The 15,525-nt window shown below is 43.3% G+C and carries 12 protein-coding genes; 2 read left to right on the forward strand and 10 right to left on the reverse strand.

What is annotated here, in order from left to right; translation table 11 throughout:
- Nucleotides 1-6: 6 nt before the first annotated feature.
- The 5 genes from ABXT42_RS06360 to ABXT42_RS06380 form a co-directional block, all read right to left on the reverse strand.
- Complete coding sequence (locus ABXT42_RS06360; RefSeq protein ID WP_443627312.1) at nt 7-693, reverse strand: 4Fe-4S dicluster domain-containing protein; 687 nt, start codon at nt 691-693, stop codon at nt 7-9.
- Nucleotides 690-3,614 (reverse strand): molybdopterin oxidoreductase family protein, encoded by a 2,925-nt coding sequence (locus tag ABXT42_RS06365; RefSeq protein WP_443627313.1) that lies wholly within the window; start codon nt 3,612-3,614, stop codon nt 690-692. Before ABXT42_RS06365 ends, ABXT42_RS06360 begins: the two co-directional genes overlap by 4 nt.
- A gap of 249 nt (nt 3,615-3,863) precedes the next feature.
- Nucleotides 3,864-4,049, reverse strand: coding sequence for a hypothetical protein (locus tag ABXT42_RS06370; protein WP_443627314.1), 186 nt, complete (start codon nt 4,047-4,049; stop codon nt 3,864-3,866).
- A gap of 181 nt (nt 4,050-4,230) precedes the next feature.
- Nucleotides 4,231-4,620 carry a TIGR01244 family sulfur transferase gene (locus ABXT42_RS06375; RefSeq protein WP_443627315.1) on the reverse strand — a complete coding sequence of 130 codons (390 nt, stop codon included), beginning with the start codon at nt 4,618-4,620 and terminating at the stop codon, nt 4,231-4,233.
- A 172-nt stretch (nt 4,621-4,792) separates the two neighbouring features.
- Nucleotides 4,793-6,175, reverse strand: coding sequence for an aminotransferase family protein (locus ABXT42_RS06380; protein ID WP_443627316.1), 1,383 nt, complete (start codon nt 6,173-6,175; stop codon nt 4,793-4,795).
- A 233-nt stretch (nt 6,176-6,408) separates the two neighbouring features.
- Between ABXT42_RS06380 and pdxR the strand changes: the two genes are divergently transcribed.
- Nucleotides 6,409-7,905 (forward strand): MocR-like pyridoxine biosynthesis transcription factor PdxR, encoded by a 1,497-nt coding sequence (gene pdxR, locus ABXT42_RS06385; protein ID WP_443627317.1) that lies wholly within the window; start codon nt 6,409-6,411, stop codon nt 7,903-7,905.
- On the opposite strand, the gene ABXT42_RS06390 is transcribed toward pdxR, so the two are convergent.
- Genes ABXT42_RS06390 through ABXT42_RS06405 form a run of 4 tightly spaced genes read right to left on the reverse strand, consistent with a single transcriptional unit; the run spans nt 7,902 to nt 11,303 of the window.
- Nucleotides 7,902-8,738, reverse strand: a complete 837-nt coding sequence (locus ABXT42_RS06390) for an EamA family transporter (RefSeq protein WP_443627318.1) — start codon at nt 8,736-8,738, stop codon at nt 7,902-7,904. The genes pdxR and ABXT42_RS06390 overlap by 4 nt on opposite strands.
- A gap of 12 nt (nt 8,739-8,750) precedes the next feature.
- On the reverse strand, nt 8,751-9,683 hold the full coding sequence (locus ABXT42_RS06395; RefSeq protein WP_443627319.1) for a bifunctional enoyl-CoA hydratase/phosphate acetyltransferase: 933 nt from the start codon (nt 9,681-9,683) through the stop codon (nt 8,751-8,753).
- 26 nt (nt 9,684-9,709) lie between these two features.
- Entirely contained in the window at nt 9,710-10,624 is a 915-nt protein-coding gene (locus tag ABXT42_RS06400; RefSeq protein WP_443627320.1) for a DMT family transporter, read from the reverse strand.
- Nucleotides 10,617-11,303, reverse strand: coding sequence for a tRNA-(ms[2]io[6]A)-hydroxylase (locus ABXT42_RS06405; protein WP_443627321.1), 687 nt, complete (start codon nt 11,301-11,303; stop codon nt 10,617-10,619). Before ABXT42_RS06405 ends, ABXT42_RS06400 begins: the two co-directional genes overlap by 8 nt.
- Before the next feature lie 292 nt (nt 11,304-11,595).
- Here ABXT42_RS06405 and acnB point away from each other — a divergent pair, with 292 nt between their 5' ends.
- The gene (acnB, locus tag ABXT42_RS06410) at nt 11,596-14,196 is read left to right on the forward strand and encodes a bifunctional aconitate hydratase 2/2-methylisocitrate dehydratase (protein WP_443627322.1); all 2,601 of its coding nucleotides are present in this window, start codon (nt 11,596-11,598) and stop codon (nt 14,194-14,196) included.
- Nucleotides 14,197-14,302: 106 nt separating this feature from the next.
- On the opposite strand, the gene ABXT42_RS06415 is transcribed toward acnB, so the two are convergent.
- Nucleotides 14,303-15,523 carry an O-succinylhomoserine sulfhydrylase gene (locus ABXT42_RS06415; RefSeq protein WP_443627323.1) on the reverse strand — a complete coding sequence of 407 codons (1,221 nt, stop codon included), beginning with the start codon at nt 15,521-15,523 and terminating at the stop codon, nt 14,303-14,305.
- Nucleotides 15,524-15,525: the final 2 nt, after the last annotated feature.

Genomic DNA, 15,525 nt, shown 5'->3' on the forward strand with positions numbered 1-15,525 from the left:
TAATAATTAACGGTTAATAATTCGATTAACCAGTTGCCTGACACCCTGCATGGGCGACACTTCAATCTTATCCTGCTGCTTCGGGTTTCTTGGCGGCAAATAAGTGTTCACTGGATTATAACCAAGCTCTGGCATTAGCTGCTGTCCCGCACGTTCTCGGGTTAACCTTGAAACTTCTGAATCTGGATCATCAAAATCTCCAAATACTCGAGAAGATGTTGGGCAAGTTAATACACAAGCTGGCTGACGCTCAGCTTCAGGCAATTGTTCGTCATAAATACGATCTACACATAAGGTACACTTTTTCATAGTGCCAGAGTCTGCATCTAGTTCACGTGCACCGTACGGACAAGCCCAAGAACATAGATTACAACCCATGCACTTATCTTGGTCAATCAGCACTATACCGTCTTCTTCTCGCTTGTAAGAAGCACCTGTAGGACATACTGTGACACAGTCTGCTGTTTCACAGTGCATACACGACATAGGGATATTCACTGTTTTACTATGTGGGCTGTCACCTACTTCGTAAGAATGTATGCGGTTAAGCCAACTACCACTTGGATCCTTACCATGAGGCCTTTCATCACTTAAAGGGCCAATGGTGCCAGAGGTATTCCACTGCTTACAGGCTGTTGCACATGCATGACAACCAACACAAGTATCTAAATCGACAACTAAACCTAATTTCATTTTGCACCTCGGCTAAAAATATCACGCCAGCCACGGCTAATGTTTATATTAGGATGACTACTATAACTGCTCATCTTGCTTGCAGGTGTGAAGTTAGGCAATCCCTTGGCTTTATCAAAGCGCGGCCATGCAAGGTTTTGTTCTTCCAAGGGAATTTCATCCTTACCCACTGGGGTAATTTTCACCCTTAAGTCATACCAAGCGGCTTGACCTGTCACTGGGTCAGAGTTAGTCATGCGATGACCACCAGCTTCAGCTTCTCCTGGTAATAGCTCATTAATAAGGTGATTCATTAAGAAGCCTTTTTGAGACTCGTTCGCATCATCACTTAAACCCCAAGTACCTTGCTGCTTAGCGATGGCGTTCCATGTCCACACTGTTTCTGGGTTAACCCCTTCCATCAATTTAACTTGTACACGTATACGTCCATTGTGTGACTCTACCCATGCCCAGCCAAAGTCTTTAATACCTAGCGCTTCACCTTTACTACGGTGCATATATAGGTAGTTTTGAGACATGATTTGACGCAGCCACGAGTTTTGCGAATCCCATGAATGATACATAAACATAGGCCGCTGGTTAACGGCAAAAAATGGATACTCTTTTGCATCTGTTCGCGCCTGCTCTAGAGGCGGGTAGTAAAATGGCAATGGATCAAAATACGTTTTCAAACGTTCTTTATGATGTTCTTCGGTAGGTTGTGGGCCGTCATATAGACCTTGCCCTGCCAGACGGAATTTTTGCAAAGTTTCAGAATAGATTTCAATAACAATCTGATCCGTACTGCCTACCCAACTGGCTTCTTTGGCTAGCTCTAGATAATCTCTGTTGGCATGACGCATATACCTTTGGTTAGGTTTAAGCTCAAACTTAAAGAAACACTGGTTATCTATGTAAGCTTGCCATTGATTCGGATTAGGTTCACCGCGCAATGACTTTTCACCATTTTTACCACGCCATCCAGCTAAAAACCCAATACCAGGTGCGCGCTCAAAGTTAACGATAAAGTCTTCATAGCCTTTGTACTTAGGCAGCCCTTCATCATTAGTAAAGGCTGGAAATTTTAAGCGTCCCGCCAAATCCACCATGACTTCTTGCCAGCTACGTACGTCTCGATCGATAGCCAAAATGGGCTGGCGAATAGAGTCAGCCGCTGCATCCACTTCTGAAATAGGACGATCCAACATAGAAATAGTGTCGTAACGTTCAAGGAACGTGGTATCTGGCAGCACTAGATCAGAGAAATTAACCGTCTCTGAGTGGAATGCATCACAAGTGACTATAAACGGAATTTTGTACTCTCCGTCATCATCCTTAGATCGAAGCATATCCATAGTTTGGGCTGTGTTCATACTCGAATTCCATGCCATATTAGCCATGAACAACATCAATGTGTCGATGCGGTATGGGTCGCCAGCTACGGCGTTACTAATCACCATATGCATTAGCCCGTGATTGGCAATAGGAGCATCCCAAGAATAAGCTTTATCAATACGCCTAGGCTTACCGTTTTCATCAATGACCAAATCTTCTGGCTGAGTAGGAAAACCTAAAGGTGCAGATTCTAGCGGCGTATTGGGTGCATTACCCTTAGCGGGTTTAATCGGCGGCACAATGTGCTTAGGAAACGGTGGCTTGGCCAAATGTCCACCTGGACAATCAATAGTACCTAATACAACTTGCAGTAGGTGGATGGCGCGGCACGTCTGAAAACCATTTGAGTGCGCTGATATGCCACGCATTGCATGCATGGATACAGGCCTACCAATAAACTGAGTTTGTTTACGCCCAGCCCAATCGGTCCACTCTGTGTCAATAGTGATGGTTTCTTTAAAGGCCACATGAGCCATTTCTAGGGCAATACGTTCAATACTGTCCGCATCAATGCCACATATTTTTGCTGCAGCTTCTGGCGCATATTCTGGCGCCATGTATTTTTCCATTAAAATACTAAAGGCGGTTCTAACGGGTGTGCCACAAGGTGCTTCATATTCACCTATTAAGGCAGGTGCTACCTCAGCACTTAATGCTGATTGCACACCATTAGTGTGCTGATCCCACACTTGAGGGTTACCTTGCTCGTCACGCAATAATAAGCCATCGCCTTGCTTGCCAGGATTGTTGATAACTAACTGTGGTCCGTTGGTATAACGAATTAAAAACTCGTCATCTATTAAGCCTTCTCTTAGCAATACTTGCATCATAGAAAGGGCAAACATACCGTCTGTGCCTGGGGTAATAGCAACCCACTCGTCAGCAATAGCTTGATAGCCAGTTCGCACTGGGTTAACAGCAACAAACTTAGCTCCACGCTCTTTAATACGTTTTAGGCCTAGTTTTATTGGATTGGACGCATGGTCTTCTGCCACGCCCCACATCATAAAGTATTTAGTCCGTTCCCAATCTGGGTCACCAAATTCCCAAAACGAGTGCCCCATAGTGTACAAACCAGCAGCTGCCATATTTACCGAACAAAAGCCTCCGTGGGCTGCCCAGTTAATAGTGCCAAACTGGCTAGCCCAAAGGCCCGTTAAAGCCTGCATTTGGTCTCGACCAGTAAAGTAGGCCAATTTTTTAGGGTCTGTCGCACGAATATTGGCTAATCGAGCCGTTAACATTTCTAGAGCTGCATCCCATGAAATAGGTACAAACTCTCCAGCACCCCTTTCTGTGCCTGGCTTGCGCAATAAAGGTTGTTTTAGTTTAGCCGGCGAGAGTTGCTTCATAATGGCCGAATTACCCTTGGCACAAAGTACACCTTTGTTCACTGGGTGATCTGGGTTACCTTGTACAAAACGTATTTTTTCGTCTTCTATAGTGACTTTAATACCGCATCTACAGGCGCACATATAGCAAGTGGTGTATCGATGTTCTTGTTTCGAGTGATCTTCAAACTGAGGCAGGTCTTGGCTTTTAGTCATAGGAAAAAACGCTTATAAGGTTGATGACACAAAGCATATAGGATGTAACACTTTTGTCCAACAGCCAAACTTTATTTTACCTTAGGGCCAGACTTTACACTGTAACTTGCAGCATCCCTTAACTAAAAAAAAAGTAGCTATAAAAACCGCTATAAAAGCCGCAAATACCTTATAAAATGCCCAAACGTCACGCAAAAAAAAGCTGCCAATGGCAGCTAACAAAGGAGGAAAATATTAAATTCTAAACATTTAACCAGCAATACCTACAAATACAGGAGAAATTTCTGCAACATTAGGGTTTATTGGATTACTGGTTTTAATTAACGGCCTGTTCTGCTGAACTATGCGCAAGTTACAAGTGGCCCTCACCTCTTCAGATAATTGCTCAGTTTCAAAAACATAGTTCAACTTCAGTTGAGTGCCCGCATTAGCCATATCAGCCTCCTATAGAGAATCTTTAGTACATTGGACCCAAGAACATTTACGCTTTGGATCCATTTGATTCACTATAGCACTAGACTAAGCTAATGTAATGGAATAAAAAACAATATTTTTATAACTTTTAGTTATATAGCCTTATAAACATGAGCTCCCATAATCTACAAGTGCGCTAATGTTAAACAAGCTTGAAAGACGTTTTTGCCACTAATGCTGACACATCAACACCAGTATCAGCCAACTCATTTGCTCTTGCCCACATGTTGATAGATCGATTACCAGTGCGACAAAATGCTAATACCCTGCTAGATGACTGCGTTACTACTTGGGCCATTTCAGACACAGCAGCCTGGGGAAAATTCATGCCCACAACTGGAATAAAATGATATGCCATACCCAATGCTTCAGCAGCAGCTTGTAATTGAGCACTACTTGAAGGGTGCCCTTCTTCGCCATCTGGACGGTTATTAATAATGGTGGTCATACCCTGCGCTTTTAGCATTGGCATATCTTGGGCTAAAATTTGTGTCGCTACAGCAAAAGTGTCACTTATTTTGGTAATGTCCATGGTGGTTTAGTTCCTAAATTCGATCAAAGCATACTAGATGGAAGATTATTATAGTACCAAGGGACTTGATATGACACCTATTCACAGACACAAAAAAACCTATTCATGTAACCAAGGGCTCATGAATAGGTTTTTTAGAATGACTATGACTGCAATATACAGCGCTTAGCTACTAGGCAGTAACACGAGTGATGGCGGCGTCAATAGCATCTACTATTTCATCCAACTCAGTTTGAGTAGCAATAAGCGCAGGACTCAAGCACAAAGTGTTGTTATGACTAGTAAAGCTTCGGTTAGTGCGGCCAATAATGACGCCATTGGCCATGCAGTCTCCTGCAATAGCAATCGCTACGCTTTCATGGACTGGTTCACGGGTTTGACGATCTGTCACCAGTTCAACACCTTGAAATAGCCCCTTGCCACGAACATCACCTATAATTGAGTGCTTGTCCTTAAGTTCATGTAGGCGCTTGCTTAAGTATTCGCCCATTACTACAACATTTTCCATCAGATTTTCATCTTCAATAATGCGCATGTTTTCTAGTGCAGCAGCAGGACCGGCAGTACAACCACCAAAGGTTGAAATATCACGGAAATAATCCATCGGATCAGAGGCGTCAGATTTAAACGTTTCAAACACAGCTTCTGTTGTTACTGTGCAAGATATAGCTGCATAACCACTAGCTACACCCTTTGCCATAGTCACAATATCAGGGATAACGTTAAAGTGTTGATAGCCAAACCAAGTACCAGTGCGGCCTAAACCACATACTACTTCGTCCATAATTAATAAAACATTATGCTTGTCACAGATACGGCGAATTTCTTCAAAGTAGCCTTGTGGTGGAACAATCACTCCACCACCAGCAGTAATAGGCTCTACTATAACGCCACCTACCGTGTCCGGGCCTTCACGTAAAATGACTTCTTCCATTGCTTGGGCAGCTTGAATACCAAAGTCGGCATCGCTACCATTTTCAGAATGGTACGCAGAACAATGTGGAAACTCTACAAAGCCTGGAGTAAAAGGCCCATATTGGTTTTTACGTTCATGCTGACCAGTTGAACTTAGCGCAGTAATAGTAGTGCCATGATAATCGCGGTCACGATAAAGAATTTTATGCTTTTTACCACCATATTTTTTAGCAGAAATTTGACGCACAATTTTATAGGCTTTTTCGTTAGCTTCAGAACCAGAGTTAGAATAATAAACACGACTCATGCCTGGCATTTTATCAATCAGATTTTTAGCAAAAAGCGCACCTGGCAGCGTGCCTGCACTATTGGCAAAATAGTTAAGCTTAACCAATTGATCACGCACAGCATTAGCAATAGATTCGCGACCGTAGCCTACGTTTACAGTCCATACCGCGCCAGAAACAGCATCCAAATGCACTTTGCCATTAATATCAGTGACGTGCATTCCCTTGCCTTCAACAATCATTAAAGGATCTTTATCTTCAAGGGGCTTATGCTGAGTGATGTGATGCCATACGTGATTGCGGTCATCAGCTAACGCGTCTTTTTTATCGTAGTTATTTACGTCGTACTTCATGATTTAAACTCCAACTGTAAAGGCCCAATATAAGCTAGGGCGAAGGCAACAGAATACGGGTTTTGGCCCAATTTGAGCAAAGCTTACTTGTAAACTTAACCCAAAGCGTAGAACCAGTTAAAAGCAATGGGTGATACCAAAGTTTTGCGAATTAAAGTTAAAACAAAAATCACTAGGCATTTTACCCATTCACACTTTAGAATTAAGGTAATTACATTACTAAGAGCAACCTCATGAGCCACCCATTGTTCATCTTGGATGCTGGATTAAACGCCAGCCTACAGCAACAACTGCGCCAGCAGATTGCTAAAGCTATTTTAGATCATCATATCCCTTTGGATTCGTCACTGCCATCTAGCCGAAAACTGGCAAAGCAGCTTAACGTGGCCCGAAATACTGTGGTGTTGGCCTACGAACACTTGCTAGATGATGGCTACCTCATCGCAAAAGAGCGTAGTGGTTATTTTGTTAACCCGGATATTTTAAACCACAACGTGCAGCTGGAAAAAATTTCAGATGAACGCCACACCTCTGGCACAGAGCCAGATTGGCAGGGTCGCTTTAAGTTAAACCCAACTCAGCAAGAAAACATTACTAAGCCTAGCGATTGGCAAAACTATCAATATCCTTTTATCTATGGCCAATTTGATCCTGATTTGTTTCCCACTAACCATTGGCGTGAATGCTGTCGTGATAATGTGAGCGTGCCTGCTATTCGCAGTTGGGCTGCTGATCATTTCATTGCTGATGACCCCATGCTAATTGAGCAAATTCATACCCGTATTCTGCCTCGCCGAGGTGTATGGGCTGCCCCTGAAGAAATATTAATTACCATAGGCTGCCAGCACGGCTTATACATGCTAGCTAAGCTTTTGCTTGATAAAAACACGACTATGGGTATAGAAGACCCTGGATATGTGGATATTCGCAATATTGCTAGCCTTAACCCATCTAAGCTTAAAGCACTGCCTGTTGATGACGAGGGCCTCATTGTAGACAAGGGTCTTGCAGAGTGCGACTGTGTATACGTTACCCCTAGCCATCAATACCCCACTACGGTAACCATGCCCTTAGATCGCCGGCGCAAGCTGCTAGAAATGGCCAGCCAAGAAGATTTTTTAATCATTGAAGATGATTATGAATGTGAAGCCAATTTCCATCAAGCACCATCACCTGCCCTTAAAAGCTTAGACAAGCATGGCCGAGTGATCTACATGGGTAGTTTTTCTAAAACATTAGCACCTGGTTTGCGTATTGGTTATCTTGTTGCAAATAAAGAATTAATTGCCGAAGCTCGCTCATTGAGACGCTTAATGTTGCGCCACCCACCTGCCAATAACCAGCGCAGTATTGGGTTATTTATTGCTCGTGGTTATTATGATTCTTTGGCCACAACCTTAGTTAAAGCCTATCAAGAGCGTCATAAAATAATGGCTGACGCACTTCAAAAACATATGCCTGGATTGGCAGAACAGCCTACTTTTGGCGGGTCTTGTTACTGGGTCAAAGGCCCAGAAGGACTTGATGCAAGGTTACTTAAAGAAAAAGCTGCTGCACAAGGTATTTTAATAGAATCTGGCGATATCCACTTTTTAGGAGATAACAGACCACTAAACTACTTCCGTTTAGGCTATTCATCTATTAACCCCAAGTTGATAGCACCAGGTATAGAGAAGCTGTCGCAGATCATGGACGAAATGATTCAACCCAATTTAGATCAATCAGACTAAGCTAACTTTATTAATACTAAACCAACACAGATCAACACAGCAGAGATCCATCGCTTTGGCCCCAGCACCTCCTTAAACATGTAGGTGCTTAACAAAGCACCAAACAAAACAGAAGTTTCGCGTAACGCCGCGACCATCGCAACGGGCGCCTGAGTCATAGCCCATAAGCATATCCAATAAGCTGCCATAGACATGACACCGCCACCTATCGCAACAAACCAATAGCGCCTTAAACTAGCGACAAAAACCTGAGGTTTATAATTATAGGCCCAAACAGCAGCGATAATGCCATCCAAAAAAAACAGCCAAACCACATAGCTATGCACTTGACCTAATTGGCTCACAGCAAAGCCGTCTACCATTGTGTATCCAGCAATCCATAACCCAGTGACTAGTGCATAGTAAAAGCCTACGCCTAAAGGTTTACTGCGCTTAAAGTGCGATAAAGTGGCGATGCCTCCTGTCACTACTAACACTGCCAAGATCTCAAGCTGAGTAAATTCTACACCTAAGAAAATCACGCTGACTAACAACACCCAAACGGGGCCACTACCTCTAGCAATAGGATAAATCTGCCCAAAATCACCTTGAGCATAGGCTTTTACTAGAAATACTTTGTAACCAAAGTGGAGAATGAGGGTAATAAGCAAAAAGGGCCAAAGCTTAGATTGGGGAAATGCTACAAAAGGCATAAAACCCAAGGCTACTAAACTCGTACACAGCATAATAAGGCCCATCGCAATAATGGGCTCAGCGTTTATTTTTACCAGTGCATTCCAGCCTGCATGCAAAGCTGCAGCCAAAAGTACGGCAAAAAAGACCTCTATAGCCATCGCTGTAAGTGGCTAGTTTTTTTGGCTAAGATGATGAGCATAAACTACAGCAAGTGCTGCAGAAGCTAATCTTGCCGCTGCTGGATCAGCTCTTGAGGTTAGCATTACAGGCACCTTGGCACCCATTAATACTCCAGCTGCTGTGGCACCTCTGAAATAAACTAATTGCTTAAAAATAGCATTACCCGTTTCAATATTAGGCACCAATAAAACATCTGCATAACCTGCTACTGGATTATCTATACCCTTTAGTTTAGCGGCTTCTGGAGATATAGCCCCATCAAATGCTAAAGGTCCAAACACCTGTGCAGCGGCATGATCTTGCTTCGTCATTATACCTAAGAGTTCCTTAGCATTGACGCTTGAAGGCATTGCTTGAGTGACCACCTCTGTGGCTGACAGCAGCGCTACCTTAGGGCTTAGATTCCCCAACGCATGCATTACATCTGTAGCACCACGCAAAATACTCAACTGGGTTTTAGTATCAGGCATAACGTTAACAACCGCATCAGTAATACACAAAACACGCTCGCTATCAGGTACAGACATATGGAATAAGTGACTTAAGCGCTCACCTGTTCTTAACCCACTTTGCTTATTCAACAAAGCACGAATTAACACGTCTGTATGTAAATTACCCTTCATCAACAACTTAGCCACACCTTGATGAACACACTGCACTGCTTTTTCAGCGGCATCTGCCTCACCATTACTAGCGATGAGAGTAAATCCATCAACAGACCAACCAATGGCGCCAGCTGCTTTATGTATTGCCTCTAGATCACCCACAAGCACTGGAATAATAATGCCAGCTTCAAAAGCCAACCTTGCACTTTCTAAGGCAAGCTGTGAGCCTGCATTGACTACTGCAGTAGTCATAGCTGGTAATGCTTGAGCTTGCTTGAGCAGCTTCGGTGGGCACACTGGAGATAATTGGCTGAGCATATTAAATGACCTAAGTTAAGCGTAAGTTACGCTGTTTTAGTGCGTTTTGGCCAACGCACGTCAGGCATAAGCTGAGAAATCAGCATACCCATTAGAATAAGACTACAACCCAACAAACCTTTGGGAGGTAAAACCTCATTAAGCAATAAATACCCACCAAGCACTGCAAATACCCCTTCTGAGCTTAGTATAATAGCTGCATGGGACGGGTGTGCGTGCTGTTGAGCAACAGTCTGCAAGGTGTAAGCAATGCCTGTAGACATCACCCCTGCAAACAACAATGGCACAGCCGTTGAGCTAATTATAGCCCAAGACAGCTGTTCAAAATATAACGCTAAGAACATAGCAAGCATGCCAGCTACAAAAAACTGAATCAGTGATAGCTTTACTACATCCATACGTGAGGCAAGATAACCAATCATTAATACGTGCCCAGCAAAGGCCACCGCACAGATGAGCTGCAAAGTGTCGCCCTTGCTTAAAGCAAAATCATCATTAATGCTTAAAAGATACAAACCCCAAAGAGCAATAATAGCACCTAACCAAGTGCCTAAACCTGTTTTCATTTGGAAGAAAAGGCCAATCAAAGGTACGAAAAAAATATACATTCCAGTAATAAACCCAGCCTTACCTGCTGTAGTGTATTGCAGACCCACTTGCTGAAATGTAGCACCTACAAATAACAAAACACCTGCAGCTAAGCCACCAAAAATCAGGGTTTTTGTAGAAGGTTTTAACTCTTGTTTAGACGCTTTAGTTTTCTTACTATCAATCCACATAACTACAGGGATCAAAGCTATAGCCCCAATAAAAAATCGTAAACTATTAAACCAATGAGGCCCCATGGTTTCCATACCGACTCGTTGAGCTACAAAAGCAAAGCCCCATATAGACGCCGCAATTAACATTAATACATTAGCTTGAATAACTTTATTAGTCATGACTTACATCCTTGTTGATATTTGATTGGCCACCTTTAATCTTAGGGGGCACTCCACTATGAAAACGAAACATTGGATCTTCGGTACAAATAAGCGTCACTTCCAGGTCTCGTACTAAAGCAATGCGTTGATTATAGTCTTCCAAACCTGTGCCACCGACCTCCATAGCGACATCTTTGGCTAAGGATAAATAGTCTTGGTAGTGTCTAGCTTCTGACTTTAATAATGAGGCATAAAATTTAGCTAAGCTGCTATCTAAATGAGGAATAAGCAACTCAAAACGTTCACAAGATCTTGCTTCTACAAATGCACCTATAATCAAAGTGTCCATTAACTTAGCTGGCTCATGGGTACGCACTAGATGGCGCATACCGCCCACGTATCGTCCCGCATCAAGGTGATCATAGGCCACACCTCGTTGGCGCATAATACGGCACACTTGCTCAAAATGGATTAACTCTTCCTTTGCCAAACGAGACATTTTTGTTAACAAATCAGCTCGGGTTGGATGGCGAAACATGAGCTGCATCGCAGTAGAAGCTGCTTTTTTTTCACAGTGAGCATGATCAATTAGCAAAATATCTTGCTCTTCTAATGCCTTCTCCACCCAAGAGACGGGAGTACTGCAGCCCAAAAACTGTTTTAACTGCGATAATGCGGGTAGTTCTGCTAATGCCACAAGGTTAACCTAAGACGAATTAGAAATCAGCTGGCATTGTACCCACCCAACCCCACAGCGTCTAGGATTTGTGTCATGCAAATGAGTGATGAATACATTTAAATACACTGTATCTATATAAATTATTAGTAAATATATCAATAAGTTACACTTAAATAGTGAAAAATCACACATACCCAACAGCTAGAAATATTTAGCTAATTATGCTATTATTATGATTGTTATTTAGATTCCCATTGATCAACACCTTGAATGATCCAATAATAACGTTCAAGGCAAAAGAGGCTATACCATGTTAGAAGCTTATCGTATCCATGTTGCTGAGCGCGCCGTCCAAGGCATTCCGCCCGAGCCACTTAGTGCAGAACAAACAGCGCAACTTGTTGAGCTACTCAAAACCCCACCTGCAGGCGAAGAAGCTTTATTGGTAGATTTACTTCGTAACCGGGTGCCTGCAGGTGTTGACCAAGCTGCTTATGTAAAGGCAAGCTTTCTTACAGCAATCACCTTAGGTGAAATTACTTCTCCATTGGTTAGCCCTATTGAAGCTACTCAAATTTTAGGTACCATGTTAGGTGGTTATAATATTCAAGCCTTAATTGCCTGCCTAGACAACGAAGAGCTAGCAGCCACAGCTGTTACTGCCTTGTCTCATACACTACTGATGTTTGATGCGTTCCATGATGTTGATGAAAAAGCCAAAGCTGGTAATAAATACGCTATGCAAGTGATGCAGTCTTGGGCAGCTGGTGAATGGTTTACCTCACGCAATACACTAGAAGAAAAAATTAGTTTAACCGTGTTTAAAGTCACTGGCGAAACTAATACAGATGATTTATCACCTGCCCCAGATGCCTTTACTCGTCCAGACATCCCGCTACACGCCAACGCAATGTTAAAGATGCAGCGTGATGGCATTGAGCCTGACGATCATGGTACTACTGGGCCTCTCAAACAAATTGCAGCAATAAAAGCAAAAGGCTTCCCTGTAGTTTATGTAGGTGATGTTGTAGGCACAGGCTCGTCACGTAAATCAGCCACCAACTCAGTATTATGGTTCTTTGGCGATGACATTCCTGCCGTACCTAACAAACGCGCTGGTGGCTTTTGCTTTGGCTCTCAGATCGCACCTATCTTCTTTAACACTATGGAAGATGCTGGTGCATTGCCTATAGAGATGGACGTCTCTAACATGCACATGGGTGATGTGGTTGATGTCTATCCATATGAAGGTGTTGTTCGCAGCCATGAAACTGGGCAAGAGCTTAGCCGATTTGAACTAAAGACCAACGTGTTATTGGATGAAGTTAGAGCTGGTGGACGTATACCACTAATTATTGGTCGAGGCCTTACTGACCGTGCTCGCACAGCCTTGGGCATGGAAGCATCTGATTTGTTTGAAATTCCAAAGGCACCGATCCAGTCTGACAAAGGCTACACATTGGCCCAAAAAATGGTGGGTAAGGCTTGTGGAACTACAGGCATTCGTCCTGGCACATATTGTGAGCCAAAGATGACCACTGTAGGCTCACAAGACACTACTGGGCCAATGACGCGTGATGAACTAAAAGACCTTGCTTGCTTAGGCTTCTCTGCTGATTTAACCATGCAATCTTTTTGTCACACAGCCGCTTATCCAAAGCCTGTAGATGTGCAGACTCAACACACCCTTCCTGACTTCATTATGAATCGCGGTGGTGTATCACTACGCCCAGGCGATGGCATTATTCACTCATGGCTTAATCGCATGTTATTGCCAGACACTGTAGGGACCGGTGGAGATTCCCACACCCGCTTTCCTCTAGGCATTTCATTCCCTGCAGGATCAGGCTTAGTCGCTTTTGCAGCGGCAACAGGTGTAATGCCATTGGATATGCCAGAATCAGTGTTAGTGCGCTTTACTGGTAAACGTAACCCAGGCATCACCTTGCGTGACCTTGTACATGCTATTCCCTACTACGCTATTGAAAACGGTCTACTTACAGTTGAAAAATCAGGCAAAATTAATGCTTTCTCTGGCCGTATTCTTGAAATTGAAGGTTTAGAAGATCTAACCGTAGAACAAGCCTTTGAATTGTCTGACGCTTCAGCTGAACGCTCAGCTGCAGGTTGTAGCATCACTTTAAGCGAAGATTCAGTAGCCCAATACCTACGCTCCAACGTCGTGATGCTTAAGTGGATGATCACTGAAGGATATGGTGACAAACGTACTATCGCTCGACGCATTATAGCCATGGAAGCATGGTTGGCTGATCCTCATTTAATGCGCGCAGACGAAGATGCACAATACGCAGAAGTGCTTGAAATTGATGTATCACAAATTACTGAGCCTATTTTATGTGCACCCAATGATCCAGATGATGCGCGTCTATTATCTTCAGTTGCAGGGCAAAAAATTGATGAGGTTTTCATTGGTTCTTGTATGACTAACATTGGTCACTTCCGTGCAGCTGGTAAACTATTAGAAGCAGCAGGCGGCACTATTCCTACACGTATGTGGATTGCACCACCTACTAAAATGGATGCTGCGCAACTTACTGAAGAAGGTTATTACAACATTTTTGGTAAGGCAGGTGCTCGTATAGAAATGCCAGGCTGTTCTTTGTGTATGGGCAACCAAGCCCGTGTTGCCGAGGAATCCACAGTGGTATCCACCTCTACTCGTAACTTCCCTAACCGCCTGGGTACGGGCGCAAATGTATTCTTAGCCTCTGCAGAGCTTGCCGCTGTGGCTGGAGTGAACGGTAAGTTGCCTACACCTAGTGAATATTTAGAATACGCCAATAAGCTAGACACTATGGCTGGCGAAGTATATCGCTACTTAAACTTTGACCAGCTAGTAGGCTATACCTCTGCTGCTGACAAAGTGATTGCATCCGTAGAAGTAGTTTAAAAGTGGTTCAAAAGTGGCTTAATTTTTAATTAAGCCATAACCAAAAAAACCTTATTTTTCACAAAATAAGGTTTTTTTTGATCTAGATTTTAATCCAAACGCTAAACTAACAACGTGACAAAGCTAAGTCTAAATCTTGCTGAATATCTTGGTAGTCTTCTAAACCTACAGATACACGAATAAGGTTATCTTTAATGCCTGCCAACTCACGAGCTTGAGCAGTCATTCTATAGTGTGTAGTAGATGCTGGATGAGTAATAGTAGACTTTGCATCGCCAAAGTTACCTGTAATCGACAATAGTTGTGTCTCATTAATACAGCGCCAAGCAACTTCTTTGTTACCTTTCACCTCAAAGGACACCACCGCACCAAATAAGCTTTGCTGCTTTTTGGCTAATTCATGCTGTGGATGACTTTCTAAGCCAGTGTAATAAACCCGCTCAACCATTGGATGGCTTTCCAACCAATGCGCAAGCTTAGATGCACTAGAGCAATGCGCCTGCATACGTAAAGACAAAGTTTCTAAACCATTAATAAACACCCAAGCATTAAATGGGCTCATACTAGTCCCAACCGTGCGTAAAAAGCCAAATACAGGCTCCATAAGCGCTTCACTACCTATCGCAACACCACCTACACAGCGGCCTTGGCCATCAATGTACTTGGTAGCAGAATGCATGACAATGTCAGCACCCAGTGCCAATGGGTTTTGCAAAACAGGAGTACAAAAACAGTTATCCACTATCATTAATGCATTATGCTTGTGCGCCAATGCTGACAGCAAAGAAATGTCACCAACTTCACTTAATGGGTTGGAAGGTGATTCCAAAAACAACGCTTTAGTATTAGGTGCAATGGCTTTTTCCCATGCTTGATAATCTGAAGGACTCACATAGGTGGTAGTAATACCAAGCTTAGCGAGCACGTTATCAAACAAACCTACAATAGAGCCAAAAATACTGCATGAAGATACAATATGATCGCCTTGCTTTAAATGACCCAAAAAGATGCTGGTAAGAGCCGCCATACCAGAGCTTGCAGCAACAGCCTTTTGGCCGCCTTCCATTGCAGCAATACGTTGCTCAAAGGTGCGTACAGTTGGGTTAGTAAAGCGAGAGTATATGTTACCTTGGCTGGCACCACTAAAGCACTGGGCAGCTTCTTGGGCACTACCGTAAATAAAGCTAGAGGTGGCATAAATAGCTTCATTATGTTCTTGCTCTGTGCCAGAAATACTGCCCGCTCTAATGGCCTGAGTAGCCAACGCAGTGTTTTTTAAGTGATCTTTCTGGCGCTGTTGGCGCTCTTGAAGGCTTTGCTTTTTCATGA

The sequence above is a fragment of the Candidatus Njordibacter sp. Uisw_002 genome (genome assembly GCF_047730155.1).
In the GTDB taxonomy this organism is placed as follows: domain Bacteria; phylum Pseudomonadota; class Gammaproteobacteria; order Pseudomonadales; family Balneatricaceae; genus Njordibacter.